The sequence below is a fragment of the Taibaiella soli genome (assembly GCF_003236175.1).
Lineage (GTDB): Bacteria > Bacteroidota > Bacteroidia > Chitinophagales > Chitinophagaceae > QKTW01.
In genome coordinates this window covers 77,065-102,921 of the sequence record NZ_QKTW01000028.1, presented here as the reverse complement: position 1 = coordinate 102,921, position 25,857 = coordinate 77,065, and the positions used below count along the sequence as shown (strand labels likewise).

General features: G+C 43.8%; 19 protein-coding genes. 11 read left to right on the top strand and 8 right to left on the bottom strand.

Annotation, left to right across the window (positions count from 1 at the left end; translation table 11 throughout):
* Positions 1–43: 43 nt before the first annotated feature.
* From DN068_RS21075 to DN068_RS21055, 4 genes are all read left to right on the top strand, one after another.
* A complete protein-coding gene (locus DN068_RS21075) occupies positions 44–2,935 on the top strand; it encodes a TonB-dependent receptor (RefSeq protein ID WP_165836478.1) in 2,892 nt (963 codons plus the stop codon).
* A gap of 264 nt (positions 2,936–3,199) precedes the next feature.
* Positions 3,200–4,018 (top strand): tyrosine-protein phosphatase, encoded by an 819-nt coding sequence (locus DN068_RS21070; protein ID WP_111000934.1) that lies wholly within the window; start codon positions 3,200–3,202, stop codon positions 4,016–4,018.
* A gap of 453 nt (positions 4,019–4,471) precedes the next feature.
* Complete coding sequence (locus DN068_RS21060) at positions 4,472–5,794, top strand: Fic family protein (protein WP_111000932.1); 1,323 nt, start codon at positions 4,472–4,474, stop codon at positions 5,792–5,794.
* 35 nt (positions 5,795–5,829) lie between these two features.
* Positions 5,830–8,844 (top strand): M1 family metallopeptidase, encoded by a 3,015-nt coding sequence (locus DN068_RS21055; protein ID WP_111000931.1) that lies wholly within the window; start codon positions 5,830–5,832, stop codon positions 8,842–8,844.
* A gap of 635 nt (positions 8,845–9,479) precedes the next feature.
* Here DN068_RS21055 and rplS read toward each other — a convergent pair.
* From rplS to rimM, 3 genes are all read right to left on the bottom strand, one after another.
* Entirely contained in the window at positions 9,480–9,860 is a 381-nt protein-coding gene (gene rplS, locus DN068_RS21050) for a 50S ribosomal protein L19 (RefSeq protein WP_111000930.1), read from the bottom strand.
* A gap of 64 nt (positions 9,861–9,924) precedes the next feature.
* Positions 9,925–10,611 carry a tRNA (guanosine(37)-N1)-methyltransferase TrmD gene (trmD, locus tag DN068_RS21045; protein ID WP_111000929.1) on the bottom strand — a complete coding sequence of 229 codons (687 nt, stop codon included), beginning with the start codon at positions 10,609–10,611 and terminating at the stop codon, positions 9,925–9,927.
* A 56-nt stretch (positions 10,612–10,667) separates the two neighbouring features.
* Complete coding sequence (rimM, locus tag DN068_RS21040; RefSeq protein WP_111000928.1) at positions 10,668–11,168, bottom strand: ribosome maturation factor RimM; 501 nt, start codon at positions 11,166–11,168, stop codon at positions 10,668–10,670.
* A gap of 44 nt (positions 11,169–11,212) precedes the next feature.
* Between rimM and DN068_RS21035 the strand changes: the two genes are divergently transcribed.
* The gene (locus tag DN068_RS21035) at positions 11,213–11,929 is read left to right on the top strand and encodes a phytanoyl-CoA dioxygenase family protein (protein WP_111000927.1); all 717 of its coding nucleotides are present in this window, start codon (positions 11,213–11,215) and stop codon (positions 11,927–11,929) included.
* A gap of 127 nt (positions 11,930–12,056) precedes the next feature.
* Here DN068_RS21035 and DN068_RS21030 read toward each other — a convergent pair whose 3' ends face one another.
* A complete protein-coding gene (locus DN068_RS21030; RefSeq protein ID WP_111000926.1) occupies positions 12,057–12,512 on the bottom strand; it encodes a hypothetical protein in 456 nt (151 codons plus the stop codon).
* Positions 12,513–12,766: 254 nt separating this feature from the next.
* Between DN068_RS21030 and DN068_RS21025 the strand changes: the two genes are divergently transcribed.
* Positions 12,767–14,032 carry a NupC/NupG family nucleoside CNT transporter gene (locus DN068_RS21025; RefSeq protein ID WP_111000925.1) on the top strand — a complete coding sequence of 422 codons (1,266 nt, stop codon included), beginning with the start codon at positions 12,767–12,769 and terminating at the stop codon, positions 14,030–14,032.
* 548 nt (positions 14,033–14,580) lie between these two features.
* Here DN068_RS21025 and DN068_RS21020 read toward each other — a convergent pair.
* From DN068_RS21020 to porW, 4 genes are all read right to left on the bottom strand, one after another.
* Positions 14,581–15,075 (bottom strand): hypothetical protein, encoded by a 495-nt coding sequence (locus tag DN068_RS21020; RefSeq protein WP_111000924.1) that lies wholly within the window; start codon positions 15,073–15,075, stop codon positions 14,581–14,583.
* Positions 15,075–16,577: a carboxypeptidase M32 gene (locus tag DN068_RS21015; RefSeq protein WP_111000923.1), complete on the bottom strand. Its 1,503-nt coding sequence runs from the start codon at positions 16,575–16,577 to the stop codon at positions 15,075–15,077. The genes DN068_RS21020 and DN068_RS21015 overlap by 1 nt, the downstream gene beginning before the upstream one ends.
* Before the next feature lie 34 nt (positions 16,578–16,611).
* Positions 16,612–18,870 (bottom strand): RelA/SpoT family protein, encoded by a 2,259-nt coding sequence (locus tag DN068_RS21010; RefSeq protein ID WP_111000922.1) that lies wholly within the window; start codon positions 18,868–18,870, stop codon positions 16,612–16,614.
* A 269-nt stretch (positions 18,871–19,139) separates the two neighbouring features.
* Complete coding sequence (gene porW / locus DN068_RS21005; RefSeq protein WP_123985441.1) at positions 19,140–22,730, bottom strand: type IX secretion system periplasmic lipoprotein PorW/SprE; 3,591 nt, start codon at positions 22,728–22,730, stop codon at positions 19,140–19,142.
* 239 nt (positions 22,731–22,969) lie between these two features.
* On the opposite strand from porW, the gene DN068_RS21000 reads away from it, so the two are divergent.
* From DN068_RS21000 to DN068_RS20980, 5 genes are all read left to right on the top strand, one after another.
* A complete protein-coding gene (locus DN068_RS21000; protein ID WP_111000920.1) occupies positions 22,970–23,266 on the top strand; it encodes a hypothetical protein in 297 nt (98 codons plus the stop codon).
* Positions 23,267–23,669: 403 nt separating this feature from the next.
* Complete coding sequence (locus tag DN068_RS20995; RefSeq protein WP_111000919.1) at positions 23,670–24,164, top strand: hypothetical protein; 495 nt, start codon at positions 23,670–23,672, stop codon at positions 24,162–24,164.
* A gap of 81 nt (positions 24,165–24,245) precedes the next feature.
* On the top strand, positions 24,246–24,578 hold the full coding sequence (locus DN068_RS22325) for a hypothetical protein (protein WP_123985440.1): 333 nt from the start codon (positions 24,246–24,248) through the stop codon (positions 24,576–24,578).
* Positions 24,575–24,952: a hypothetical protein gene (locus DN068_RS20985; RefSeq protein WP_111000917.1), complete on the top strand. Its 378-nt coding sequence runs from the start codon at positions 24,575–24,577 to the stop codon at positions 24,950–24,952. Before DN068_RS22325 ends, DN068_RS20985 begins: the two co-directional genes overlap by 4 nt.
* A 14-nt stretch (positions 24,953–24,966) precedes the next feature.
* A complete protein-coding gene (locus DN068_RS20980; RefSeq protein ID WP_111000916.1) occupies positions 24,967–25,593 on the top strand; it encodes a SprT-like domain-containing protein in 627 nt (208 codons plus the stop codon).
* Positions 25,594–25,857 lie beyond the last annotated feature (264 nt).

The following is a 25,857-nucleotide window of genomic DNA, read 5'->3' as shown; positions in this document are numbered from 1 at the left end:
GCAGAGGTCCGGAAGCGATAGCAGTTTTGCAAAAAACTTGTTTATGAGCATCCAGCGCTTTACTAAACTTCAAACACGTAAACTATTGCTTTCCGCATTTGCCAGCGGATTGGCAATAACAGCCAACAGTCAGGTCATCAAGGGTACGGTAACCAGTAAAGATGGTTCCCTGCCAAGTGCTACTATTGTCATTTCTAAAACTACGAACGGTACTGTCAGCGATCTCAACGGTGGTTTTACACTGAACGCGCAGCACACCGGAAAGATGACGGTGACTGTTACCTATTCGGGTTACGCATCAAAAGAAATAGAGCTGGATGTAAAGAAAGGTATCAATGAACTGGGCGTAATTGAACTGGCGCCGGCTGAAGGTACGCTCGCAGATGTGGTAGTAAAAGGAACGATGGCACCTTCGCAGATGAAAGCGATGAGTATCAAGAAAAATTCCAACGCTATCATGGATGTAATCGCTGCAGATGCCGTCGGTAAACTGCCGGATCGTAACGCTGCTGAAGCGGTGCAACGAATGCAAGGTGTTGCTGTTTCCCGCTATCATGGCGAGGCCGATCAGGCTACCGTACGTGGTACGCCTTTTGCCTGGACTTCTACCCTGCTCAATGGCACACACTTACCAAGTGCGAACGTAACGGGCTCCCGTGCTTCGGTATTGGATGCGGTTCCTTCTGAAATGATTCAGTACGTGCAAGTAGTAAAAGCGGTGACGCCGGATATGGAAAGCGACGCAATTGGCGGTGCTATCAACTTCATCACACGTACCGCTCCTGAAAAAAGAATCTTCAACGTCAGCGCTGCAGCGGGTTATAATAATTTCTCTAAAAACGGCACCTACAACGGATCTTTCGTTTATGGCGACCGTTTTCTCAAAGGCAAGCTGGGTGTAATTGTTTCCGGTGCCATCTGGGATCGCCAATGGGGAACGGATTCTTATGAGGTGACCTACAATACCAATCTCGCAGATCCTGTTCAGCAGAAATCGATCAACTCTTTACTGATGAAGCGCTATATGGGCGAACGTCAGACGTATGGTACGAATGCCGCTGTAGAGTATAAATTTAACGCTGCGAATAAAATTTTTGTACGCGGTCTCTGGGATAAATTCAACGATATCCGCCCGGTGTATGAATCTTATTTCGACTTCAACAACAACCGTTATCAATACAACTATCGCTATTCTTACTACCAGACAAAACTGTTTGGCGGCGAACTAGGCGGTGAACATCAACTGGCTTCAAGACTGAAAATGGATTGGTCAGTTTCTGATTTTTGTTCCAGTTATTATCTCACGACGCCTCCGACCAACGATACCAAAGGCTTACCCATCGCTACTTTCCGCCAGTCAGTTCCCGGTGGCTTCGGCGGGCGTTCCAGCGACGGACGGAAATACATCAGCTACGATGCACCAGATGGCGTAGGTGATGATCCAATGCACATTGCCGCACATCTCAATAACCCATCGGAAGTGATGGACCCAACCAAGCTGTCATTGCAACAATTAGTGCTGACGCAGCTGGACAACAAAGAGGAAGATCGTGTAGCGCAGATGAATTTCAAATACACGGTGAGCCCGAAACTGACGCTGAAAGCTGGCGGTAAATTCCGGACGAAAAGCAGAGAAGGTATCAACATCGCTTCTACGGTGTATGCTAAAGTAGGCGGCGATCCGATTATGCTGAGCGATCTGAATACAACTTCATTCCCGCACCCAAATACATTCTTCAGCGAAATCGGCAATCCCTACAATGATGTGATCATGAATCCGCTGACCAAAGATCAGTTGTTTAATCTGTTTGATACGGCGACACTGCGCAAAAATGGCTTCCGCGATGTTTCTCCCGCAACTAATGCTGCGTTGATCTACAACGGCCATGAAAATGTAACTTCTGCCTATGTAATGGGCGAATTCCAGGCAACGGATAAATTAAAAATCATTGGCGGTCTGCGCGATGAATACACAGCTACAACGCTGAACAGCTCACAGGTTTCAACCGTAAAGGATAATTCAACCAATCCGGCAACAACAGTAACAACGGTAACGCCAATTACCACAACAAACAACTACAATGCGTTGCTGCCGATGGTTCATTTCAAATACAGTATCAACGACAACGCCAATCTCCGTGCGGCTTACACACGCACATTCGTTCGTCCGAACTTCGCAGATCTGAACCCTGGTCAGTCAACCGATCTGACTACTTCAATCCCAACGATTACGATCGGTAACTCCCAGTTAAAACCGACATTCTCCAACAATTTCGATCTGATGGGTGAATATTATTTCAAAAACATCGGTCTGTTTTCCGGTGGTGTATTCTACAAAGATCTGAGCAATGTGATCTTCACGGATAAATCTTATGCAACGATCGATGGCACGGACTATTTAGTAACACAACCTAAGAATTTAGACCACGCAACACTGTTCGGTTTCGAAGCAGGCATCAATAAACGTTTCGATTTCCTGAAAGGCTTCTGGAGCGGATTTGGCGTAGAGTTCAACTATACCTACTGCCATTCGCAGACAGAAGTAAACCGACTGGTGCTGAATGCGGATAAAACCTATTCAACGGTTACAGATAAAACCGCCTTACCGAATCAATCCAGAAGTCTCTTCAACGCAATTCTGTTCTACGAACGTAAAGGCGTGATGGTTCGCCTCGCCGGAAACTTCCGCGGTCGCAGCATTGAAACACTCAGCACACAACTCGGTCCAAATCTCTACACATGGGCTGACAATAACTTTACGCTCGATGCTTCTGCAACGGTGAATATCAACAAACGACTCCGCGTATTCGTAGAAATAAACAATCTCACCAATCAGCCACTCAAGTATTATCTCGGCGATCCAAACCGCCCGACACAGGTAGAATGGTACTCGCAAAGAGGCCAGGCCGGTTTGAAATGGGACATTATTAAGTAAAAATTCAAAAGTCAAAAGCTCAAAGCGGAAGGCATAACGCTTAAAGCTCGCTCATGCAACCACAATGTCATGCTGAGCGGAGTCGAAGCAGACAACGAACAATTGACAATTGACAATGGACAATGGACAGTTGACAACTGAGGGCTTGGCGTCTTTGTCTCTTATGCGTCTTTGCGGGAAATATTGTATAACAGCACGAGCATTGACGTTTTTAACGTTTGACTTCCTAAAAATTCAACTTTCTCAAAAATCTAATCAACTATAATGAAAAAACTAATCATCGCATTCGCGTTGTGCATTCCTTTTGCTTCTATGGCGCAGATAGCCGACAGCAGCCAACGCAAGGTAAAACTCCAGGGCGCCATCAATTTCCGCGACCTTGGCGGTTACAAAACACAAGACGGCCATATGGTAAAATGGAGTCGCGTGTATCGCTCCGCAGCCATCAACCATCTCACCGATGCAGACATGATGGTATTTAGCAAACGTCAGATTAAAACCGTAATAGATTTCCGCGGCACACAGGAATCAGCGATTGCAGAAGACCGCCTGCTGCCAAATTCAGATTATATTCTTTGTCCGGCTGGTAGCGAACACACGCTCGATTGGATGAAATCACTGAGCACTGTAAAATCCGGCGATTCGCTGATGCAGACTTTCTACTCGCAGACCGATGCGTTTACAGATCGATACAGACCTTTTTTCCAGAAACTGCTGGCACTCCCCGATTCATCAGCGCTGTTGTTTCACTGCACTGCCGGTAAAGATCGCACAGGTATCGGCGCGGCTTTGTTCCTGTATGCTTTAGGCGTACCGTTCAGCACTATCATGCAGGATTACGAAGCCACCAACTACTACCGTGCACAGGAAAATGAAAAGATGACGCAAGGAATGGCACAACAAATGCATATTTCTGAGCAAGTGGCCAAAGACATGGCCAGTGCGAAAGCCAACTACCTGCAGGCAACATTCGATGCCATCACAAAGAAATATGGTTCGGTAGACAAGTTTATGTCTGAAGAACTCGGCATGAATGCGGCTAACATCCAGAAGCTGCGCGATAAATATTTGCAGAAAGCGTAAAGCAGCAATTTTACAAACTTTCTGTATGCTCAGGCTGCCCTTTTTAGGGCGGCCTTTTTGTTTGGAAATAGGATCTCCCTCGTTCAACAAGTCGAATTTTCCTCTTTTAGCCGCGATCTTTCCTCTAAAAGAAGAAAGTTTCCCTCTTTTAGCACAAACATTCCCTCTAAAAGAGGCAAATTTTCTGCTCCGGGCACAAACGTCCGGGCTAAAAGAGGAAAAGTTCCTGCTAAAAGAGGAAACATTGCCACTCGGAGTGGGAACATTTCCACTAAAAGCGAGGGAGTCCGGTCTAAAAGAGGCAACGAGGGTACTATGCGTGCGAAAGTGCGGGAAAAGAGCGAGCGATCTGGGTTTAAAGAAATAATTGCCGAAGCATATACATTGATATTTTGCTTGTTAGGCAACAAGCAAAATCATAAAATGTGTACTTTCATGTAAATTCTTCAGGGAATGAATGTATCGCTATTAGAGACCATAGATCGGAAAAGAAAAGAGCTGGAAGCATTGCTGCCAATGAGTCCGGAAAATGAAGACCGGTTTAATAAAAAAATCAGCCTCGAATTTAACTACAACTCCAATCATATCGAGGGCAACACACTCACTTACGGAGAGACTAAATTGCTTTTACTTTTTGGTGAAGTATCTGGCAAACATAGCTATCGCGATTTAGCTGAAATGAAAGCTAGCGAGGCTGCACTAAAACAAACAAGAGAACTCGCTCTAGACAAAGAGCGTACTCTGACGGAATCCACAATTCGCGATTTGAATGAAATCCTTTTAGTAGAACCCTTCTGGAAAGAAGCAAAGACTGCAGAAGGGCAGCCAACAAGAGTGAGAATCATTCCTGGCGAATATAAACGGCAGCCAAATGGAGTAACATTGGAAAACGGAGGGGAAATTCCCTTCGCATCGCCTCAAGAAACTCCAATGCTCATGTCCGATTTAGTCACCTGGTTTCGCGATGAAGAAGAAAAAGGAGAACTACCTGCCGTTGTGTTGGCGGCTGCGTTTCATCATCGTTTTGTTCGAATCCATCCTTTTGCCGATGGTAATGGACGTGTTTCTCGACTGTTGATGAACTATGTCTTTTATAAAAACGATCTTCCTCCGGTTGTAATTAAATCTGTAGATAAAGCGAATTACTTAAGAGCATTGCGTGCCGCTGATTCGGGGAACCTTGATACGTTTCTCGATTATATCGCGGAGCAATTAATTTGGAGTTTAGATTTAGCAATTCGCAGTGCTAAGGGTGAAGAGATTGAGGAAGCTGACGACTGGAAAAAACAATTAAAGGTTTTGAAAGCAGAATTGGATCACAAAGAAGAAATAACAGAGAAAATTAGTGTCCCAGCAATTAATTCAATCATCAACGATGTTGCCCGTCCCTTAAAAAAAATGCTAGAAGGAAACTTGGAAGAAATTGCTGCTCTTTTTCTAAAAAGTAGTTTCGACATTTCGATACCCGACAGGCAATTCAATCAAAGTGAAGCAGCTTATTTAATACTAAATTCAAATAAAACACTACTGATTCAATTGTCATTTATGACCTTCAAGAAAAATGGATTTGACCCGTTTGACGTATTTCAAGCGGTCTTTTTTATTTTCTCGGAGTATGATTATATTATAAAGACTTTTAGGTTGGGTGGTAACGAAGTAATTTTTACCAGAAAAGGTTATCATCAAAAACTAACAGAATCTGAACAAACGGATATTGTAAATAGAATGGCCGGTGACATAATGAACCAAATCCAACAAAAACTCAAACATTCCTAGGCTTTACAAATCACCAACTTCCCAACACACAACATATGAATCTCAGGCTGCTACTCTACTTCATTATACTTGGCTCCATTACTGCTAATGCACAATCTACGTATTGGCAACAGGAAGTGAATACCCGCATCGATGTACGGCTGGATGATAAAAAGCATTTTCTGCACGGCTACGAGGAATTTACTTATATCAACCACTCACCGGATACAATCAAATATCTGTACATCCATCTTTGGCCAAATGCTTATAAGAATGATCGCACAGCGTTTTCCGAACAACAAGTAACAAACGGACAGACTGCTTTTTATTTCGCCAAACCAAAAGATCGTGGTTATATCGATAGTCTGACCTTTCTCATCGATGGCCGGGAAGCTGATTATTATAGCGAACCAAATGTGCCGGATGTCGCCCGCATTGACCTGTTGCAACCATTGCCTCCCGGCGGACAAATAAAAGTGACCACACCGTTTCGTGTAAAAATCCCGAAAGTGTTTTCCCGCATGGGCCATACAGGTCATGCCTACTATATTTCTCAATGGTTCCCGAAACCGGCAGTATATGATCAGAAAGGCTGGCACCCGATCCCTTATCTCGACCAGGGCGAATTCTACAGCAATTTCGGCAGCTATGACGTGAGCATTACGCTACCGAAAAATTATGTGGTCATGGCAACAGGTAATTATACCGATGAATCAGAGATCAACTGGCTCGACAGTCTCAGTAAAGTACCGTTTCCAAGCGATACACTTTATCGCAAATCATGGCCAAAATCATCTGATGTTTCCAAAACCATTCATTTCCACGAAGACAATATCCACGACTTCGCCTGGTTTGCAGATATGCGCTTCATAGTGCGAAAAGATACCGTCACCCTTCCGGGCAGCTCTAATGCAATCACAGCCTACACAGCTTTTCTGCCGATACATCGCGAACAATGGATGAAAGGAACGGACAATCTCAAATCTACCCTTCGCCATTATAATACTTATGTAGGTCCATATCCGTACAAAACAGTAAAAGCTGCAGAAGGCGATATGCTTGCCGGTGGCGGAATGGAATACCCTACGGTAACACTCATAGACCGCAATGCCACTTATTTCTTATCGTCGGTATTAGTGCATGAAGTGGGCCACAATTGGTTTTACGGTATGCTCGCCACCAATGAAAGAGATCATCCCTGGATGGATGAAGGCATCAACTCTTACTACGAGCGCAAGACATCAGGAGACATTTCCCGCGATGTAGAGTCGCGGAAGGAGAACAAGAAAAACGATGTGATGGAAAATCTGGTGTATTATGAATCTGTAGCCAATCGCACCGATCAGCCTTCTAATCTTTCTGCGCCTGAATACACACGTCAGAATTATGGTGGCGATGTTTATTTTAAAAATGCACTTCTGCTTTCCTGGCTGGAACAATATATGGGCAGGGATTCTTTCAATGCGGCGATGCAGGATTATTTCAACCAATGGCAATTCAAGCATCCCTACCCCGAAGATTTCCGGGCCATATTTGAAAAACACAGCACCAAACCGATCAATTGGTTTTTCGATGAAGCAATGATCACCAAACAACCTTTCGATTATAAAATCAATCATGTGGAACGCGCCGGTGATTCCACTGTCGTTACGGTTACAAACAAATCGGATATCACTGCCCCGGTAAGGATTAATGCTTATACGCACGATAGTTTGATCGCCAGTACATGGTCTGCACCTTTTCGCGGCAAAACGCAGCTTGCATTGCCTCCAAGCGCATCTGGCTGGACGCACATTGATGTAAGCAAAGAGATTCCGGAACTTAATCTGACTAATAGTGAATACCGCCGTCGTGGGTTAATGCACCGTTCTGGTGTGCAATTTGGTTTGGGTTCAGGCATTAACCTCGATTATAAAGAAAGAGTTTATCTGCTGCCTGCTTTAGGCTATAATGAATATGATCATTTCCAGCTGGGCCTGCTTTTCCATAACCTCGGATGGCCTGATAAACGTTTCAAATTTGCTGTAGCGCCGATGTATGCATTCGGTTCTAAATCTTTTACAGGAACGGGCACTGCAGCTTATTCCTGGTTCCCGAAAGCTACTTTCAAGGAAATTATCCTGCAGGCGGATGCAAAAAGCTTTCACTATAATGAAACAGAACAAAACATCCCCGACCCGCTGTATTCCCGCTACATCAAGGTAGCGCCATCGCTCAATTTTATTTTTAGGGAGAAAAACGCGTTGAGTCCGGTGGTTCGCACACTGACCTTAAAAGGTTATGCGATCAGCGAAGATTATTTTGATTATAAAATGGACCCGACAGATAGTTTGTATAAACCTTCCGTAAAAAATCAGATGAAATACTACGGTCTTTTGCGTTATAAACACGAAAACCGCCGCACCATCAACCCTTTCAATTATAGTATTGAAGGGCAAGTGGGCGCTGATTTTGTAAAAATAAATCTGGAAGGGAACCTGCGTATCGACTACAATAAGAAAAACAAATCGCTGTACGTCCGTGGTTATTTCGGTAAATTCTTTGCCATTAGCAACGATGAGTATGCTGCTTCGCGTTATTACCTCAATAGTACATTTACCGGCGCGAATGACTACCTCTACGACGACACCTACGAGGGCCGTTCAGAAAGAGATGGTTTCGGCGGTCGCCAGATTTCAATCCGTGAAGGCGGATTTAAGATTCCTACAAGTTTCCAGAATCCGATTATTGGCCGTAGCGATAACTGGCTGGCCAGCTTAAATCTGAAAACAGATCTTCCTTTGGGTAAATTGCCGATCCGTTTGTTTGCCGACATGGGCACTTTTGCTAATGCCTCTCTGCAAAACCCTAGCGGCAATAAATATTTGTTTGACGGTGGCGTAGAAGTCTATCTGCCGTTTGCAGATATGGTTTCGGTTTATATACCGTTGGTGATGAGTAAAGATTTCTCCGATTATCTCAAAAGCATTTATGGCGACAAACGTTTCGGAAAAAGCATTGTGTTCTCACTCAATCTGCAGCACATCAACTGGCTGAAAGCACCGAGAAAAGCAATGAATATGATTCTGTAACCCCATCACTCAAGGGTGTCTCAGCGCGGGTTTATTCATTATTCAATTATATTAAATTCTAACGCAAAGGGTGTCTCGAAAATTCGAGGCACTTTTTGTTTTTGAAAATATTTATGTTTTGATTTGGGATCACGATCTAGGTTAGGCGAGCCTGTTATGCAAATTGAACCTCAAAAAACGGCATTAAAAATTTCCGCTAAATCAATTTTACAGTAGTGTTTTCTGTCACTTTTGCCTTGAAGCAAAAGTAACCAAAAGTTCAAGGCTGAAGGAAACTACGGCTAAAATGAAAAGGCATTTCGCTGCAATTATTAAAGCTTACTATGCTACTTTATACCCCTTCCTGGCCAATCTATAATTGATCTGTGTTGTTCCCATCACCATCATAATTGCGGACGCTGTATGCATTTCATTTTTTAACGCCTACGTTTCCTTAGGCCGGTGGTGTTTCGTAAATCCATGTTTACGCAATTATTCGTGCTGTTTTTTGATGGTTAATTAGTATTAGACAGGTGCGATCGCTCGCGCAAAGATTCCCTTTAAAGATGGGATTTCAACGATAAGGCACTGTACATGGCACATGCAAGAAAAGCCCACGTAATAACGTGGGCTTCCAAATATGTTGGAGAAAGAAATTAAGCTTGAACCGCTTTTGCTTTCTTCTCGATAATTTGTTTCTTTTCTTTGATACGAGCGCTCTTACCGCTGCGGCTACGCAGGTAGTAAAGTTTAGCACGACGTACACGACCTGTTTTGTGAACAGTGATCGATTCGATGTTAGGAGAGTACAGTGGGAACACACGTTCAACACCCACGCCGTCGGAGATTTTACGAACTGTAAAAGTCTGGGTAAAATTACGACCCTGACGTTTGATCACGTCGCCTTTGAAAGACTGGATACGTTCTTTATTACCTTCAACGATTTTATAGTTAACGGTTACGTTATCACCGGCTTTAAACTTCGGAAATTCTTTTTTCCCGGTCAGTTGCTCATGTACAAATACTAAAGCGTCCATATTCCTTGATTTTGGGAGAGCAAAAGTAAGAAGAGTTTTCAGGAATACAAAATTTTCTTAGAAATTATTCTTCATGATCTTCCAGTAATTCCGGGCGACGCTCCGCGGTTCGTTTCAGCGCCTCTTCATGACGCCATACGTCAATCTTTTTAGGATCGCCACAAAGCAATATTTCAGGCACTTTCCAGCCTCTGAAATCTGCAGGGCGGGTATACACAGGCGGAGCCAGCAATCCGTCCTGAAAAGAGTCAAATAAAGCGGAAGTTTCATCGTTCAAAACACCGGGAATCAGCCGGCCAATTGCATCAACAACCACAGCAGCAGCCAATTCTCCCCCACTTAGCACATAATCACCTATGGAAATTTCTTTGGTTACATAATGTTCTCTAATCCGTTCGTCAATTCCTTTATAATGGCCGCAGATAATAATCAGATTTTCTTTGATAGATAAACGATTAGCTATTTTCTGTTCGAAACGCTCGCCGTCTGGCGTCATATAGATTACCTCATCATAATTTCGCTCTTCTTTCAGCTTATCCAGCAAAATAGCCAATGGCTCAGGCATCATCACCATTCCGGCCCCGCCACCAAACTGATAATCATCTACTTGCCCTTGCTTGTACGGTGTATGATCACGCAGATTGTGCGTATGCACTTCCAGCAATCCTCTGGACTGGGCTCGTTTCATGATAGAATGGCTAAACGGGCTCGTCAAAAGGTCCGGCACCACTGTAATAATATCTATACGCATGTTTTTGTGAGTTGTAAGTTGTGAGTTGTCAGTCGTAAGTTGCCAACTGTCAATGCCTAAATATCTAAAAGCCCTTCCGGCAAATCCATCCGAATATACTTATTACGGGTATTTACGTCCAAAATCAGCTGGTCAATGAGTGGAATCAACACTTCACGGCCTTCGTAATCCAAAGTGGCAAGCCATTGAGCACCAGTACTCACTACATCCTTAATTTCGCCTATGCCGCCTTTGGTTTTATCCACCAGCTTAAAGCCAATCCACATTAACGGAGAGTCTTCGCTATGATCCGACAAAATATCATCTTTCACATACACTTGCTTGCCCACGAGCTTTTTAGCAGCTTCCACAGAATCAACATCTTCTACACCTACGATGTATTCCTCTTCATTAGCGGCTTTAGCACCTGTAACAAAATAAGGAATAAAGCTTCCTTTGTTCAGCTCCACAAACAAAACATCATCTTTTTTCAGCCAGTCGGATTTGCCAACTATATGGTTGATTATCACATTTCCCTGTAAGCCGTGCGCGGCAACGATTTTCCCTATCCGGATCATATAGGGCGCGAAGTTAAGCCGATTTTATCGTTTACTTTTGATGCATGACGACTGATTTGCAAAAGAATATTGATCAACTGGGCTTTGCTGTGGCGGAAAATATTTATTCAGAAGATGAAATAACGGCGCTGAAAAACATGTTGGCCAATCAAGCAAACCGCCCGGATGCGACGTTCCGCAAAACCAATGATCTTTTTGCCATCAGACAAGTAATAAAAGAGATACCTGAGCTAATGCCCTTATTATTCAATGACTGCCTTCACCGCATTATCAGGGAAAATTTCGGCGACGATTATTTAATTGCAAAATCTATCTATTTCGATAAACCGGCCAACTCCAACTGGTTCGTCGCCTATCACCAAGATCTTACGATTTCGGTAGCTAAACGGATCAATATCGAAGGTTTTGGCCCGTGGACGGTCAAACAAAATCAGTTTGCCGTGCAGCCTCCTTTAAATATTCTGGAGAAAAATTTCACGATCCGTATTCACCTGGATGATACTAATGAGCAGAACGGCGCATTGCGTGTATTGCCGGCATCACATCTAAAAGGAATTTACCGCCCGGAAACCATTAACCTGAAAGAAGAAAAAGAAACAACCTGTTGTGTAAAACAAGGTGGCATTATGATCATGAAACCATTATTGATGCATGCCTCCAGCAGAACGACCAACGCAATGCGCCGGCGTGTGATCCATATTGAGTTTAGCAACGCTAATCTGCCAGAAGGTTTAGAATGGTCAGAAAAATCGCTGATTTAAAAGTCAAAATCCAAAAACGTAAAGGCTTCAACTCCGCTCCGCCTGCGAGTAATAACATGAGCTGTTCATAAATAAGGTCCCCCTGAGCGGCGTCGAAGTGCCGTCACATTATCCGCATTCAAACACATTACTTCACATTCCTCTGTCCCATCGCCCGGAGCAGCAGAAAAATTAAAATTGCACCTGCACCTATTGCTCCTTTTTCGATCAAAAACGGCACCCATCCTGTTTTATAGAGATCCGTTCCAAGGCCAAGCATAATTATTTTGAACAATGATGCCAGGTTGCTCAGACCTATTAATATGATGAATAAATTGAGCAGAATAATAGCGCCCGGCGATAGCTTCCCTCTCCGCACAAATAAAACCAGCAAAGGAATTGCCGTCATTACAGCATCAACAACAGATGAAATAGCAGCGTAAACTTTCTCATCATAATCATTCGGTTTCGTACCATTAAAATGAACAGGGTGCGCCGGAATATGAGCAGGAAATTTGTTATAGAACAAACTCAGCAAAAGCAATTCTGTAAAGGCGAAAATGGCAACAAGTATCGCGGAAGTTTTAAAACGGATTACGGGCATAACTTAGAAAAGTCAAAAGTAAAAAGTCAAAACCAAAAATTGCGGATGTCTGATTTTTTGTTTGTAAACTGAATGCGCGTAAAACGCATTTGCCAAATTCCACGTATTAGGGCACTGCAGTCCAATTTGAAGCCCTCACATTAGAGCATTAGCGGAAGCCAATTGTTTTCACAAACTTAATAATAGCTTAGACATGACACCGTTATCTTTGCCGGCTTGTTTTATTTTCATTATTTTCAATTTAAACAATTTGCATGCAGCGTTTTACCGGTCTTATTGGCATCGTGCTGATCCTTGGCATTGCATTTCTTTTTTCCAATAATAAAAAACGTATCAATCTCCGTTTGGTAGCAAGCGGGCTTGCATTGCAGATAATTATTGCAATTCTGATCCTGCGTGTAAAACCAGTAGCCAGTTTTTTTGAGTTCCTCGGCAGAGGCATGCAGAAGCTGGAAGGTTTTGCAAAACAAGGTGCGGACTTCGTATACGGCGGTATCGCTACGATAGGCAATGGGAATACAGCTGTAAACTATGCCACACCCGGCGCTTTCGTTTTTGCCTTTAATGTAACATCTACCATTATTCTGGTCTGTGTACTGGTTGCAGTTTTATATCACATAGGCATCATGCAGCGCGTGGTCTCAGTGATTGCACGTGCCATGAATTTTGTGATGCGTGTAAGTGGCGCAGAAGCGCTGAGCAATGTGGCGAGCGCATTTCTGGGACAAGTGGAAGCGCAGGTAATGATCCGGCCTTATTTGAAAGGTATGACACGCAGCGAACTACTGGCATCCATGAGCGGCAGTTTAGCTTGTATTGCGGGAGGTATTCTGGTTGTATATGCCAACATGGGCGCTCAGGCAGGTTTAGACATTGGTCCGAAATTGATCATGGCAAGTCTGATGGCTGCTCCTGGTGCATTGGTCATTTCAAAAATTGTTTTCCCGGAAACGGTGGAATCGGAAACAATGGCCACGGTCAAGCTGGAAGTAAAAAGTCCTTATACCAATGTGATCGATGCGGTTTCTCATGGCGCCGGCGATGGTTTTAAAATTGCGATGAATGTAATCGCCATGCTGATCGGTTTTATTGCGTTGATCGCATTGGTCGACTGGTCACTGCTGAAGATCGGTCATATTTTCTCTCCGAATCTGGATTTAAGTCTTGATTTTATTTTCGGAAAAGCCTTCTACCCTTTTGCATGGGCAATGGGTATTCCAACCGAGGACGTGCAAAATGCCGCGAAATTGCTCGGACAAAAACTAACTATTAATGAATTCGTTGCTTTCAAAAGCATGACCAGCCGCGCGGTTCCGATCATTACGGAAAAAGGTCTGCTAATTATTTCAATTGCTATTTGCGGCTTCGCGAATTTCAGCAGCGTCGGCATGCAGATTGGTGGCATTGGCGCACTAGCTCCCGAACGCAGGGCTGATCTTGCCAAACTTGGATTGAAAGCTTTGCTCTGTGGAACATTGGCGTCTTATCTCAGCGCTACGATTGCGGGAATTTTGGCGTAGGCTTGTTAATGTCAAAAACTAAATTCTCTCGCAGCGGCACAACGGTGCAATGCGCTCATTTGTCACCCTGAGCGGAGACGAAGAGCGACAACACAATGCTTCGTCTCCGCTCAGCATGACAAAGAAAAGCTGCACTGTTATGAGCGTTGCGAGAAAAGAACACTCATTTCGTGAGTTGTCTCCTTCGTGCCAATGACACATTTAAAATTGAGTTCAATTTCAAGGTCCTTAGCTGGGCAGCACAGTAGCAATGAAGCTCAATCGAGCGACCGTCTAAGCCACGGAGTGATCTGGCTTAGACTGCCCTTTTTTGCCTACTTTTTTTGGCATAAAAAAAGTAGGAGGATGACGGTTCGAAGCCCAATTTGAAGGACTATTGCTCAATCAAGGTGTCATTGTCTTCTGATTGCGGACACCGAATAATTAGTCGACATTATAGACATACATGCGGCTACTTTCCACACAGTACCTATTCCCATCAGCCACCATGTCATAGTGAGCGTTGTGAGAAAAGAACTTTTTATATCACTTTTTGAATTTTGACTTCGTCAGAAATACCCCAGGTGCAGCTTTGAGTACGTCGTATACTCAATATTCAATTCATCGCCCTCGGAAAAGCGGTTATAATCATCCTGCGAGACCTCAATGCTAAGACGTGTGGGAGAATCAAGGTAAAAATACCAGGTGTTGTTTTGCGGCATGTATTGTTTGCGGGCGATATGCGTTTGTTCGATAGTTTTAGTACGGTGAGCAATATCTCTGCGCACCTGTTGCAGATTGCTGTGGTAAGACGCATACACACCTATTCCTGAAAGCAACAGCAAAGCAATAACGCCTACAAAATAAGTAAGGTAAGAGAAAGGATTTGAAGCTCCGTCGGCTGCGCGGAACCAGGCCACGATAAAAGGAATCACAAAGCACAGCAATAATAAAATACGAACCACTTTATACAGTGAAGTCCGGTCTTCCAGCTCTTTTTTTTGCAGAAAAACCAACTCTTCCGTATCCAGTGGTTCGATGTAATAATGTACAAGCTGTGTCATTATCCTATTGCATAAATGCCGCTGTATTTTTGTTGCAGGTAATTCATAAACACAGAAAAATCGAGGCCCTTGCCGGTCACTTTTTTACATAATTCTTCAGAAGTATAACGACGGCCATATTGGTGAATATTTTCCCTTAACCAATGCAGCAGATTTCCAGTCACACCGTTTTTAATCTCTTCGTGCAAAGACGGAATCACGTTTGCAGCCTGTCCAAAATATTGCGCAGCATAAAAACTGCCCAGAGAATAAGTCGGGAAATAGCCGAAGCTACCGTGACACCAATGAACATCTTGTAATACACCGTGCTTATCATCGTTCGGACGAACGCCCAGGTATTTTTCGTAATAATCGTTCCAGGTTTCTTTCAGATCCTTTGGCGAAAGCGTTCCGCCAATCAGCGCTTTTTCTATTTCATAACGGATCAATACGTGAAAATGGTATGTGATTTCATCTGCTTCGGTGCGGATCAGCGAAGATTTCACCTGATTCATTCCTTTATAAAAATCCTGCACTGATGTTTTTTCTAACTGCTGCGGGAAATAAGTTTTCAGCTTGGGATAAAAGAACGTCCAGAAATCAAGGCTACGACCTACACAGTTTTCCCATAAACGAGATTGCGACTCATGGACTGCTAATGAAGCTGCAGCGCCAAGTGGCAGACCGTATTGAGATTCCGGCAAACCCTGCTCGTACAAAGCATGTCCGCCTTCATGAATACTGCTCCACAACAACGACGTATAATCTTGCTCATTCACGCGCGTAGTCACACGCACATCCGTAGCAGCGAAAGAAGTAGTAAACGGATGTTCAGAAATATCCTGCCGGCCGGCTTCAAAATCGTATCCCATCTGGCGCAGCACATCGAGCGAAAAATTCCATTGGGCATCTTTGAGAAACTCCTGATGAAAAAACGAAGCATCTACTTGAGGTGCATTCGCAATCTTCTTCAGAAGACCTGGCAATTCTGCTTTCACTTTTTCAAAAACACCATCCAGCAATGATACCGTTGCGCCTTTCTCATATTCATCCAGCAATGCATCATAAGGATGTTCTTTATATCCGTAAAGCTCCGCCTGTTGCTTTTTCAGCGCAATCATCTTCTCCAGCTCCGGTGCGTAAATGCTATAATCGTTTTCCTTACGTGCACGCAGCCAGGCGTCATAGCTGGCACTGGTCTGTTGCGTGATTTTATCTACAAATTCGGTAGGCAGCTTAGCGTTTTTCTCATAATCTTCCAGGCTCAGACGTATATTGTTCTGCTGTTCGTCATTGAGATCATTTCGCTGCGATAATTCGCGCAGCAAATCACCATAAGTGCCAGAAGTAACCATTTCATGTGCCAATGTCGCTAATGTAGCGAGTTGACGGCCGCGCGCGCCAAACCCTTTCTGCGGCATATAAACCTCCTGATCCCAGCCAAGTACAGCTGAGGCATATTGCAGGTCGGCGGCTTTTTGTGTTTGTTCTTTATACTGTTGGTACAGTTCAGTGGTGTTCATTAAGTCTTAAGTTCTAGATTTTAACTGATAAGGATTATTCTACTTCGGTTTTCAGACGTTCTACTTTGTTGATGCCTTCCAGGTTTTCCAGTCGTTCGCAAAGCACGTCCAGCTCTTCACGGTCATGCACGTACACCATAATCGTACCTTCAAATACACCATTATTCGTATCGATACTGATAGAACGCATATTCATTTTGAGATCGGCAGAAATAACATTGGTGATCTTCTGAATCACACCTACATCGTCCAGACCAGTAAGACGAACACCTGTAAGGAAGGAAATCTCCTTGTTCTTCGCCCATTTGGTCTTCACTACCCTGTGCCCATAATTAGCCAGCAATTGCGCTGCGTTCGGACAATCTGTACGGTGAATTTTTAGTCCTTCACCGGTTGTTATAAAACCAAACACATCATCACCCGGAATCGGCTGACAACATTGCGCCAGCTTGTACAGAATTTTATCCGAGCTTTCGCCAAAGATGATCAGTTCCGCACCTTTTGCAGGTTTCTGCTTCATGATTTCTTCTTCAGAAACCACATTTTTAGCCAGTTCTGGTTTTACTTCTTTTACCGGTTGTTGCAGTTTATCACCGTGGACTGTAAAGTCTTTCAAATCTTTCAAGTCCAAAGCGCCTACCGCTACTGCATAAAATAAATCCAGCTGCGAAGGTTTTTTATAATAAGCAATCAGCTCATTGATATTATTGTTGGACAGCGGCACTTTCAGATGTTCCAGCTTGCGCTGTAATATTGCCTTGCCATCTTCTCCGATCTTTCTTTTTTCTTCTTTGAGATAATAACGGATTCTGGATTTTGCTTTTGCCGTTGCAACAAATGAAAGCCAGTCTTCAGTCGGTTTTTGTTTGCTCGATGTAATAATTTCTACCTGATCACCGCTTTTTAGCACATGACTCAAAGGCACCAACCGGTAATTTACTTTAGCACCAATACAACGGGCGCCCAATTCGGAGTGAATATCGAAAGCGAAATCCAGTGCTGTCGCGTTTTTCGGCAATACACGCATATCGCCTTTCGGTGTATAGATATATATTTCTTCGGTAAAAAGATCGAGTTTGAAATTCTGCAGGAAGTCGAGCGTATCGGTTTCCGGACTGCTCAACATATCACGTAAGTGCTGCAGCCAGCTATCCAGTTTACTTTCCTGTTTCTGGTCAGAACCTTCTTTATACTTCCAGTGTGCCGCCAGACCTTTTTCCGCAATTTCATTCATACGTTTGGTACGTATCTGCACTTCCACCCATCGGCCAGCAGGGCCCATCACGGTTGTGTGCAACGCTTCATACCCATTCCCTTTCGGTACGCTGATCCAGTCGCGCAGGCGCTCGGTGCTCGGGCGGTAAAAATTGGTAATGATGGAATATACTTTCCAACATTCTTCCTTTTCGTGCTCCTGATCTGAATCGAGGATAATGCGGATAGCAAACAAATCATACACCTCTTCGAAAGCGACGTGCTTGGTGCGCATTTTATTCCAGATGGAATGAATGGCTTTCGGGCGTCCATAAATATCAAACTTGAATCCGTGCTGCTGCAGTTCATCTTTGATCGGTTTGATAAACTCGTTGATATAACGAGTACGCTCCCGTTTGGTATCTTTCAAACCAGTGGTGATCTCGTTGTAAATCTCAGGCTGTGTATATTTCAGCGCCAGATCTTCGAGCTCCGATTTGATTTCGTACAAACCGAGGCGGTGCGCCAACGGCGAATAGATATAAGTAGTTTCAGAAGAAATCTTCAGTTGCTTTTCGCGGCTCATACTATCGAGCGTACGCATATTATGCAAACGATCAGCAAGCTTAATGAGAATTACGCGCGGATCTTCGGCAAGTGTCAGCAGAATCTTACGGAAGTTTTCTGCCTGAACGGTTGTATTCGCCTTAAGATCTACTACGTTCGAAATCTTGGTCAAACCATCGATGATCTTTGCATAACTGGTACCAAATTCCCGACTAATATCTTCCAGCGTCAACTCCGTGTCTTCTACTACATCGTGCAAAAGCGCACAAATAGCAGAGGTCACGCCAAGGCCAATTTCTTCTACTACTATTTTAGCAACCGCGAGCGGATGTAAAATATAAGGTTCGCCTGATTTACGGCGCATGTCCTTATGCGCATCTACAGCAATTTCAAAGGCATGACGCAACAATATTTTGTCACCTTTTTTGAGTCTTGCTTTCAGTACGCGGAGCAATGCCCGGTATTCCCGGAGAATGAGTTTTTTTTCTTCTTCTTCGTTGAGATTATATGAGGAGGAGGTTACTATTTGCATGTAATTTTTTAGTCTATCCTAATTTACCATTTTTTTCAGAGATCACGAAAATCATGCTATTGGGACTGATTATAGTCCTTTAGCGCTATAGCTCGTGTGAGAATTGCTGTTCGTTATCTGTCACTTTTTGTCTTAAAACAAAAGTAACCAAAAGTTCAAGGCTTAAGGAAACTACGGCGAAAATGAACAAAGCTGCTCCTGTTTTCCAATCATTGGATCAGCAGGAGCAGCTTTCAGCCTTATACTTTACACTTTTAGCTTTTGATTTTCTATTTGTATTGTTTTTTATAGAAATCCAGGTAAGCCGGAAGGTTTTTATCGGCTTTGAGCTTCAGCAGGTTTTTCGCAGAAATAAGGAAGACATTGTACTCCCCATCGTTATAATCTCTTAATACCTGCGGTGAAGTTTTCAGCGCATTCATATAAATCTTCGCACGCGCCAGATCTTTGAATGACTTGACAATCACCATCCCCGATTGTGCCGAAAGCATTTCCAAACCAGTAGAAAGCCCCAGGCCGGAGAATTTGATACTGTTCATATCTGTCAAACCAGCTTTTACGCCCATTGCCCTCGGCTCCATTTTATTGAAGGCAAACACAAAATAATGCTCCTCTGACGGCTTGTATGTATAGGTTGCCGGTATTTCCACGGCGGCGGCTTTTGATGAATCTGCGCCTGGTGACGGCGGATTCGGCTGCGCCGGATTGTTAGTATTATTCGTTGTCGCGGAATTTGGAAGCGGCGGCATTTCCGGAGGCGTCGGATGTGACATATCCGGAGCACTAGCCTTCGTAGTATCTTTTACTGGAACCGGCCGGTTTTTGGTAATATAATTCATGACCGCTTCTGCCCAATCTTTCAGTGAATCGGAAGGATTGTTTTTCAGATAATCGGAAATCAGCGTGTCTGCTTTGTTATAATTACCAGTTGCTGCCAGCGCCTCGCCTTCCAGAATTGTAAAACGTTGCTGATAGCGCACATCACCATACTGACGACGTGCCATATCTGAATTATGAATCACTTGCGTGTATTCATGACGCTGCATCAAATCATATGTTTCGTTATAGAAAGTGGTAACCGGCACTTTGGCTTCCGTACCAGTTTTTGAATCTTCGGACGGGCGAACCAACGAAGTATACTGAGACGACGGGAATTCCTGTTGCAGTTTCTGACTGTACTCCTGCGCTTTATCGAGCTGGTTCTGACGCAGTGCTATCAGATAACGGAGATAATAAGCCTGCGCTTTATGGTCATTAGTCGGGAATCGCTTTTCCAGCGTATCCAATGTCTGGGTAGCGCGGGGATAATCTTCCAGCTGACGAACATAAGCATTGGCCAGATCAATATAGCCGCGCTGAATCCGCAATCTTGCTTCATCCTGCTTTTCTTTGGTAGTCGGGATAAAAGCAACAAGGCTGGCTTCCGTAGGCAGACCGTTTTCATCCAAATCCACAGAATTACCGGCTTCGGCTCCATTATTGCTACCCGAATTCGCAGTATTGCTGCCACCTCCGGTAAATCCGCTGAGCGAACTTACACGCCAGTTGTCGGCAAGCGGTCTGGAACCCCATTTTCGTTTAAAATCATTTTGTCCTTGCTGCATTTGACCTGCATTGGAGAAATACCAGCTGGATACGTTGTTATCAAGGCTACCCGCATCGGTGAGATTCGCACTGTTTAATCCGCCGTTTTCGGCGCGGTAAGCACTATCAGCTCTCAACTGCTCAAGATGACGGATGTATTTTTTTATCGCTGCATGCTGTTCTTTCTCACTCATCAAGCCCAATGCCAGCAAACTATCTTGTGTATGAATAGTACGCAGCGGGCCAGTTACTTCATCTAGCGCTTTGCTGCGACGAACGGCTATCGCGATGGCTGTATCCGGTACGCGGCCACCAAGAATCGCAGCGCTATCGTACGAGAGTTTCGCCAGTTCATAGTTACCACTGTTGTAATAAACGCCACCCATAGAGGCAAACGAAAGTGCTTTTTGCTTCCGGGTTGATTTCGGAGAACTGATACTTTTCTGCAGGTAAACCAGGGCGTCTTTAGTATTGTTGCTATTGATCGATAACTGTCCGAGGATAAAATACACCTGTTCATAATAGGTAGCATATTTACCATCATTAAGCATCCGTTTCAGCGCGGCAATGGCTTCCTTCTGATCACCACCCGCCAGCATCAGACTGTATGCAAGGTTTTTACGCGCATAGAAATCCATTTCAATCTTCGGATTCATATCGATCACATCTCTGAAATGACCTGCGGCACCGTTGAAATCATTTTGTTTTTGCGCCAGCTGTCCGCTCAGGTACGTAGCGCGCAGACGTAACCAATATGGAACATTATCATCAGCCGCCACAATTGGCAACTGCTGACTAGCTGTGCGAATATTTTTTTGCTTCAGGCTGAGAAATGCGTTTTCCAGCGCCAGCCTTCCACGCATATCTTCAGGGAATTTGCTATCTGCGCCCAACAGATCCAGTACTGATTCAGCATCAGCAAACCTTCCGGCCTGCGTGTACGTTCGCGCCAGCCAAAGCAACGCTTCGTTGTGTACCGAGCGGTGCTTGATGAAATCCAGCATGGATTTTTTCTCTTCCTCAGATATGGATGGCGTTTCCTTAGAAGCAGGTTTTGATCCTGTCGGCTTTTTCTTGAAACGATCGTACATAGAAACCGTATAGCGGAACGATGTGATCGCATTTTCGTAATTACCCTTATAGAAGTACGCCTGACCCAGCAATAAATACAGATCGTCACCCCATTTGGTCCTCGGATCGTGAATTTGAGTACCTACCGAAACCTTCCGGATAATACTATCCATATCGGAGGCCAGCTTGGTCGAGTCCCGGTCGGGGTCGAACGGGAACAATGCAATGATCGAGTCAAGATTCTCTCGGTTCGCCCGCTGCATATTGGCAAGCGCCTCGTCCATCCTTTTATCTGCGTTAAAATAATAATTGTACCTGGTGAACGTATTTTGAATGGCCTGTCGTGGCAATGACCATTTCTTTTTCAGCATTTTCTCGTTATTCCAGGCCTCATGTCGTTTCTTAATCTTTAGCTCCAGGGCTAGTTTCATCTTATCCTGACGAAGCTTTTCCCGGGCTTTCTGATCTTTCAGCCGCGACTCTTTTACTTTGGCCAGACTATCCGTTTTTACTTTGCGAATCGCCTTCAGGCTATCCAGCGAATGTTTCCGAATGGCCGTAACGCTATCTGTAGCAGCTTTACGCACCTTATTGGCACTATCTATCACGTGTTTACGCGAAGCGATAGAACTATCTGTAAAATGTTTTCGGACCGCCCGCATACTGTCCATTTTCAGCTGGCGCGATACACTTGTACTATCTCGGTAACGTTTACTTTCCTTGTATTTGCGGATCGTTGCCAGACTATCAGTACGGTGCTGCTGAATTTTCTTGACCGAATCAGTTACATGTTTTCGAATGGCGATTGTGCTATCCATCGTTTTCTTGCGGACAGCTTTCAACGAATCGAAATACTGCTTTTGGGAAGCACGCATCTTATCGATTTTCGCCTGGCGAACATGGGCGACACTATCCTGGTATTTTTTGCTTTCCCGGTATTTGCGAACAGTCGCGAGACTGTCGGTGGTGTGTTTACGAACAACTTTGACGCTATCTGAATAATGGGTACGGGCAGTTTTCATGCTATCCAGCATATGTTGCTGCACACGTCTTGTAGAATCCAAAACCCGTTGACGAGCGACTGTGGCACTGTCGGCAGGTTTTGCGGTTGCTTTGGCAGCCGGGGCCGGTGTTTTCTTTTTAGTTTGGGCATAAGAAAACAGACCAGCCTGAAAGCTGAGTCCGAAACAAAATATTATAAACAAAAGGACTTTAAATCCGGGTATCTTCTGACGGTTTTGCACTTATAGTATAACTCTGTTAGGTAAAATTTATTTTATAGCATATCCTTTCAAGGGGAAAAATACACAAATAACATGGTTGCTAAAACATTCTGACAAGTAAAAGGTTGTTTTTTCTTTGAGGATCAGGTTGGGATTATCGACACAAATTATAAAAACTACATATTTATGTATCGTAATTTTACCATACAAAAACGAAAGCCATGTATATAGTACGTGATATTTTCCAGCTGAAATTTGGCCATTTCAAAGATGTCAAGAAGTTATTTGACAATATGCCCGGAGAAAAAATGATGCCAGATGCGACAGACATGCGGGTTCTGTCTGATTTTACAGGTGATTCTTACCGGCTGATCCTTGAGGCCGGCTTTAAATCGTTACAGGATTACGAAAAAAGCCTTTCCGGTACGATGGGCCAGGGTGATTGGCAGCAATGGTATGGGGATTTTAAACAACATGTGGAAAGTTCTCATAGGGAGATTTTGAAGCAGGTCTTCTAATCGCTATCGATAATGTGCAAAATGTGAGGAATGTGATAAATGTGCTCCCCTTATAGTCATACATTCACTTGATTAATGTGTGATTATGGCGGATGTGAAGCAGGTGTTTTGATTGCTATCTATAATGCGCGAAATGTGAGGAATGTGATAAATGTGCTCCCCTTATAGTCATACATTCACTTGATTAATGTGTGACTATGGCGGATGTGAAGCAGGTGTTTTGATTGCTATCTATAATGTGCGAAATGTGAGGAATGTGATAAATGTGCTCTTATAGTCACACATTCACTTGATTAATGTGTGACTATGGCGGATGTGACAAGTATGCGCCCACATTAAACACATTTACCACATTGATCACATTTATTTCAAACCAACGATTTAACGTAATTTGCGGGCTGCAATGAAGATCCGCAAACTGACATTTAAGAAGCCTAAGCTTTTTAAAAGGCTCAATGTACCATATAGAATGGTATTCATTGACGATGAATCTCTTGAAGAAGTAGCTTCTTTCCGCCTGACGAAAGGCAGTGTATATATATTATTCAGCACCTTATTTGTTGTCACCATTCTGATAACGGTATCTATATTATTGTTTACCCCAATGAAATATTACATTCCCGGGTATGCCGACAATAAAGCGCGCCGCCAGATGATACAACTGAAGAAAAATGTGGATTCCCTCTCCGATCTTGTTTCGGCACAGCAGAAACAGGCAATGGATATCCGTAAGGTGATCAATGGCGAATTTGACGGCAAACGCGATACAGCCATGCTTTCGCCGGAGGCAATACAAAACGCCGCGATGGGTAGTATTTTACCAAGACCGGAAGATATTAAGAAAGGTGCAATCACTAATACACCAAAAACAAGCGGCAGACGACACAGACGGCATTAGATCGCTGACTTTCCGATCGCTGATGGCTGATTTTATGATAGTGAGTGATCTGTTGTGAGTCTCTTATGGTTACATTATCCTTTGTCTTACACAGGTGCCTTAAGCGCTAATGAGTATATTATCGGGTGGACATTCTCACAACTGCCCACTGGCAACTCACAAAAATCAGCGATCTTTAAATCAGACATCAGAGATAGTATGAGTGACGACACGAAAAAATATACCGGAATGATGCGTTATGCGGCTTTGGGCACCCAATGGCTGGTCATGCTATTATTGGCGGTATGGGGCGGCATGAAGCTGGATAAAAAAATCGGCTGGCGTTTTCCGCTGCTCACAGTATTATTACCTTTGCTGGCGCTGGTCATTTCGTTATGGCAGCTCATCAAAGCTTTTAACAAACCAAATAAATGAAAAAACAACTTCTACCTGCTGTAATCGGTCTTTTTTGTGTACTGACTGCTATTTTCTATTTTATCGGAAAATCTAAGCCAGAACTAAATTTCCCGGTACTGATGGGTGGTAACGCGATCATGCTCCTGTTGTCTATCGTCGGCTTTTTGCTGGTGAATAACCAGGTAAAAAATTCACCGCAGGCTTTTGTGCGCGGCGTCTATTCCGCCTCATTGCTGAAGCTGATGGTTTGTATGATTTCTATTTTCATTTATGTAATGTTAAATCGCAAGAATCTACAAAAGCCAACCGTTTTTATGCTTTTTGGTATTTACGCGGCCTATACATTTGTAGAAACTGTCCTCCTCTCAAAGATGGCCAGAGAGGACAAATGAGCGAGAACTGACCAATGAAAAAGCAGGAAACGTCTATCCGGGTTCTAGAACAATTTTTGCCGCCGCAGACTTTCGGACTGGTGGCTCCTTTTTTTCAATCCCACACTATTCACCTCAAGCTGACGCATGAGCGCAAAAGTGTACTGGGCGATTATCGCAACCCGACCCGTGAGAAGCCATATCACCGGATCAGTATCAATGTCAATCTCAATCCGTACAGCTTTCTTATTACACTGCTGCATGAGCTAGCACATTTGCTCACTTATGTGCATTTCAAGCATACCGTATCTCCACACGGCAAAGAATGGAAAACGCAGTTCCGCCATATTCTGATCCCTTTTATTGGCAAAGGATATTTTCCGCCGGATGTAGAAAAGGCGCTGATGGCTTATATCCACAACCCGGCCGCCAGTACTTGTACAGATCCGGGACTCTATAAAGCATTACACCGATATGATGAACGCAAGCCTGGTTACCATCTGGTAGACGATCTTCAGGCTGGCCAACGGTTCATTATTGACGACGGGCGTATTTTTGAAAAGACGGAAACACTACGTACCCGCTCCAAATGCAAGGAAGTAAAAACGGGACGCATGTATTACTTTCCGGGAATTGCGGAGGTTAAAATCGCTGAAAGCTGATTTGCGGATCGCTGATATTGTGAGTAGTGAGCGGTCAGTTGTGAGTCCCAAAAAACCTGATCACTCTGTTTTATCATTCATTTTTTGCCTTCCGCGTGTCATACGGCGTTATGTACCGCTTCTGATCCTGATTTTAACAAATCCTCCACAAAACACATACCAACAATACTAAATCTATTACCTAATAAGAGTCAATCTTATTAGTATTGACGTGTCGCGTTTCACATTTCGTATAAACAATTTTTTGTTTTTGAATTTTGACTT

What these genes read in the sequence shown, in the direction of transcription:
- DN068_RS21075 (WP_165836478.1), top strand. Translation starts at nt 44, where the DNA reads ATGAGCATCCAGCGCTTTACTAAACTTCAAACACGTAAACTATTGCTT.
- DN068_RS21070 (WP_111000934.1), top strand. Translation starts at nt 3,200, where the DNA reads ATGAAAAAACTAATCATCGCATTCGCGTTGTGCATTCCTTTTGCTTCT.
- DN068_RS21060 (WP_111000932.1), top strand. Translation starts at nt 4,472, where the DNA reads ATGAATGTATCGCTATTAGAGACCATAGATCGGAAAAGAAAAGAGCTG.
- DN068_RS21055 (WP_111000931.1), top strand. Translation starts at nt 5,830, where the DNA reads ATGAATCTCAGGCTGCTACTCTACTTCATTATACTTGGCTCCATTACT.
- rplS (WP_111000930.1), bottom strand. Translation starts at nt 9,860, where the DNA reads ATGGACGCTTTAGTATTTGTACATGAGCAACTGACCGGGAAAAAAGAA.
- trmD (WP_111000929.1), bottom strand. Translation starts at nt 10,611, where the DNA reads ATGCGTATAGATATTATTACAGTGGTGCCGGACCTTTTGACGAGCCCG.
- rimM (WP_111000928.1), bottom strand. Translation starts at nt 11,168, where the DNA reads ATGATCCGGATAGGGAAAATCGTTGCCGCGCACGGCTTACAGGGAAAT.
- DN068_RS21035 (WP_111000927.1), top strand. Translation starts at nt 11,213, where the DNA reads ATGACGACTGATTTGCAAAAGAATATTGATCAACTGGGCTTTGCTGTG.
- DN068_RS21030 (WP_111000926.1), bottom strand. Translation starts at nt 12,512, where the DNA reads ATGCCCGTAATCCGTTTTAAAACTTCCGCGATACTTGTTGCCATTTTC.
- DN068_RS21025 (WP_111000925.1), top strand. Translation starts at nt 12,767, where the DNA reads ATGCAGCGTTTTACCGGTCTTATTGGCATCGTGCTGATCCTTGGCATT.
- DN068_RS21020 (WP_111000924.1), bottom strand. Translation starts at nt 15,075, where the DNA reads ATGACACAGCTTGTACATTATTACATCGAACCACTGGATACGGAAGAG.
- DN068_RS21015 (WP_111000923.1), bottom strand. Translation starts at nt 16,577, where the DNA reads ATGAACACCACTGAACTGTACCAACAGTATAAAGAACAAACACAAAAA.
- DN068_RS21010 (WP_111000922.1), bottom strand. Translation starts at nt 18,870, where the DNA reads ATGCAAATAGTAACCTCCTCCTCATATAATCTCAACGAAGAAGAAGAA.
- DN068_RS21000 (WP_111000920.1), top strand. Translation starts at nt 22,970, where the DNA reads ATGTATATAGTACGTGATATTTTCCAGCTGAAATTTGGCCATTTCAAA.
- DN068_RS20995 (WP_111000919.1), top strand. Translation starts at nt 23,670, where the DNA reads ATGAAGATCCGCAAACTGACATTTAAGAAGCCTAAGCTTTTTAAAAGG.
- DN068_RS20985 (WP_111000917.1), top strand. Translation starts at nt 24,575, where the DNA reads ATGAAAAAACAACTTCTACCTGCTGTAATCGGTCTTTTTTGTGTACTG.
- DN068_RS20980 (WP_111000916.1), top strand. Translation starts at nt 24,967, where the DNA reads ATGAAAAAGCAGGAAACGTCTATCCGGGTTCTAGAACAATTTTTGCCG.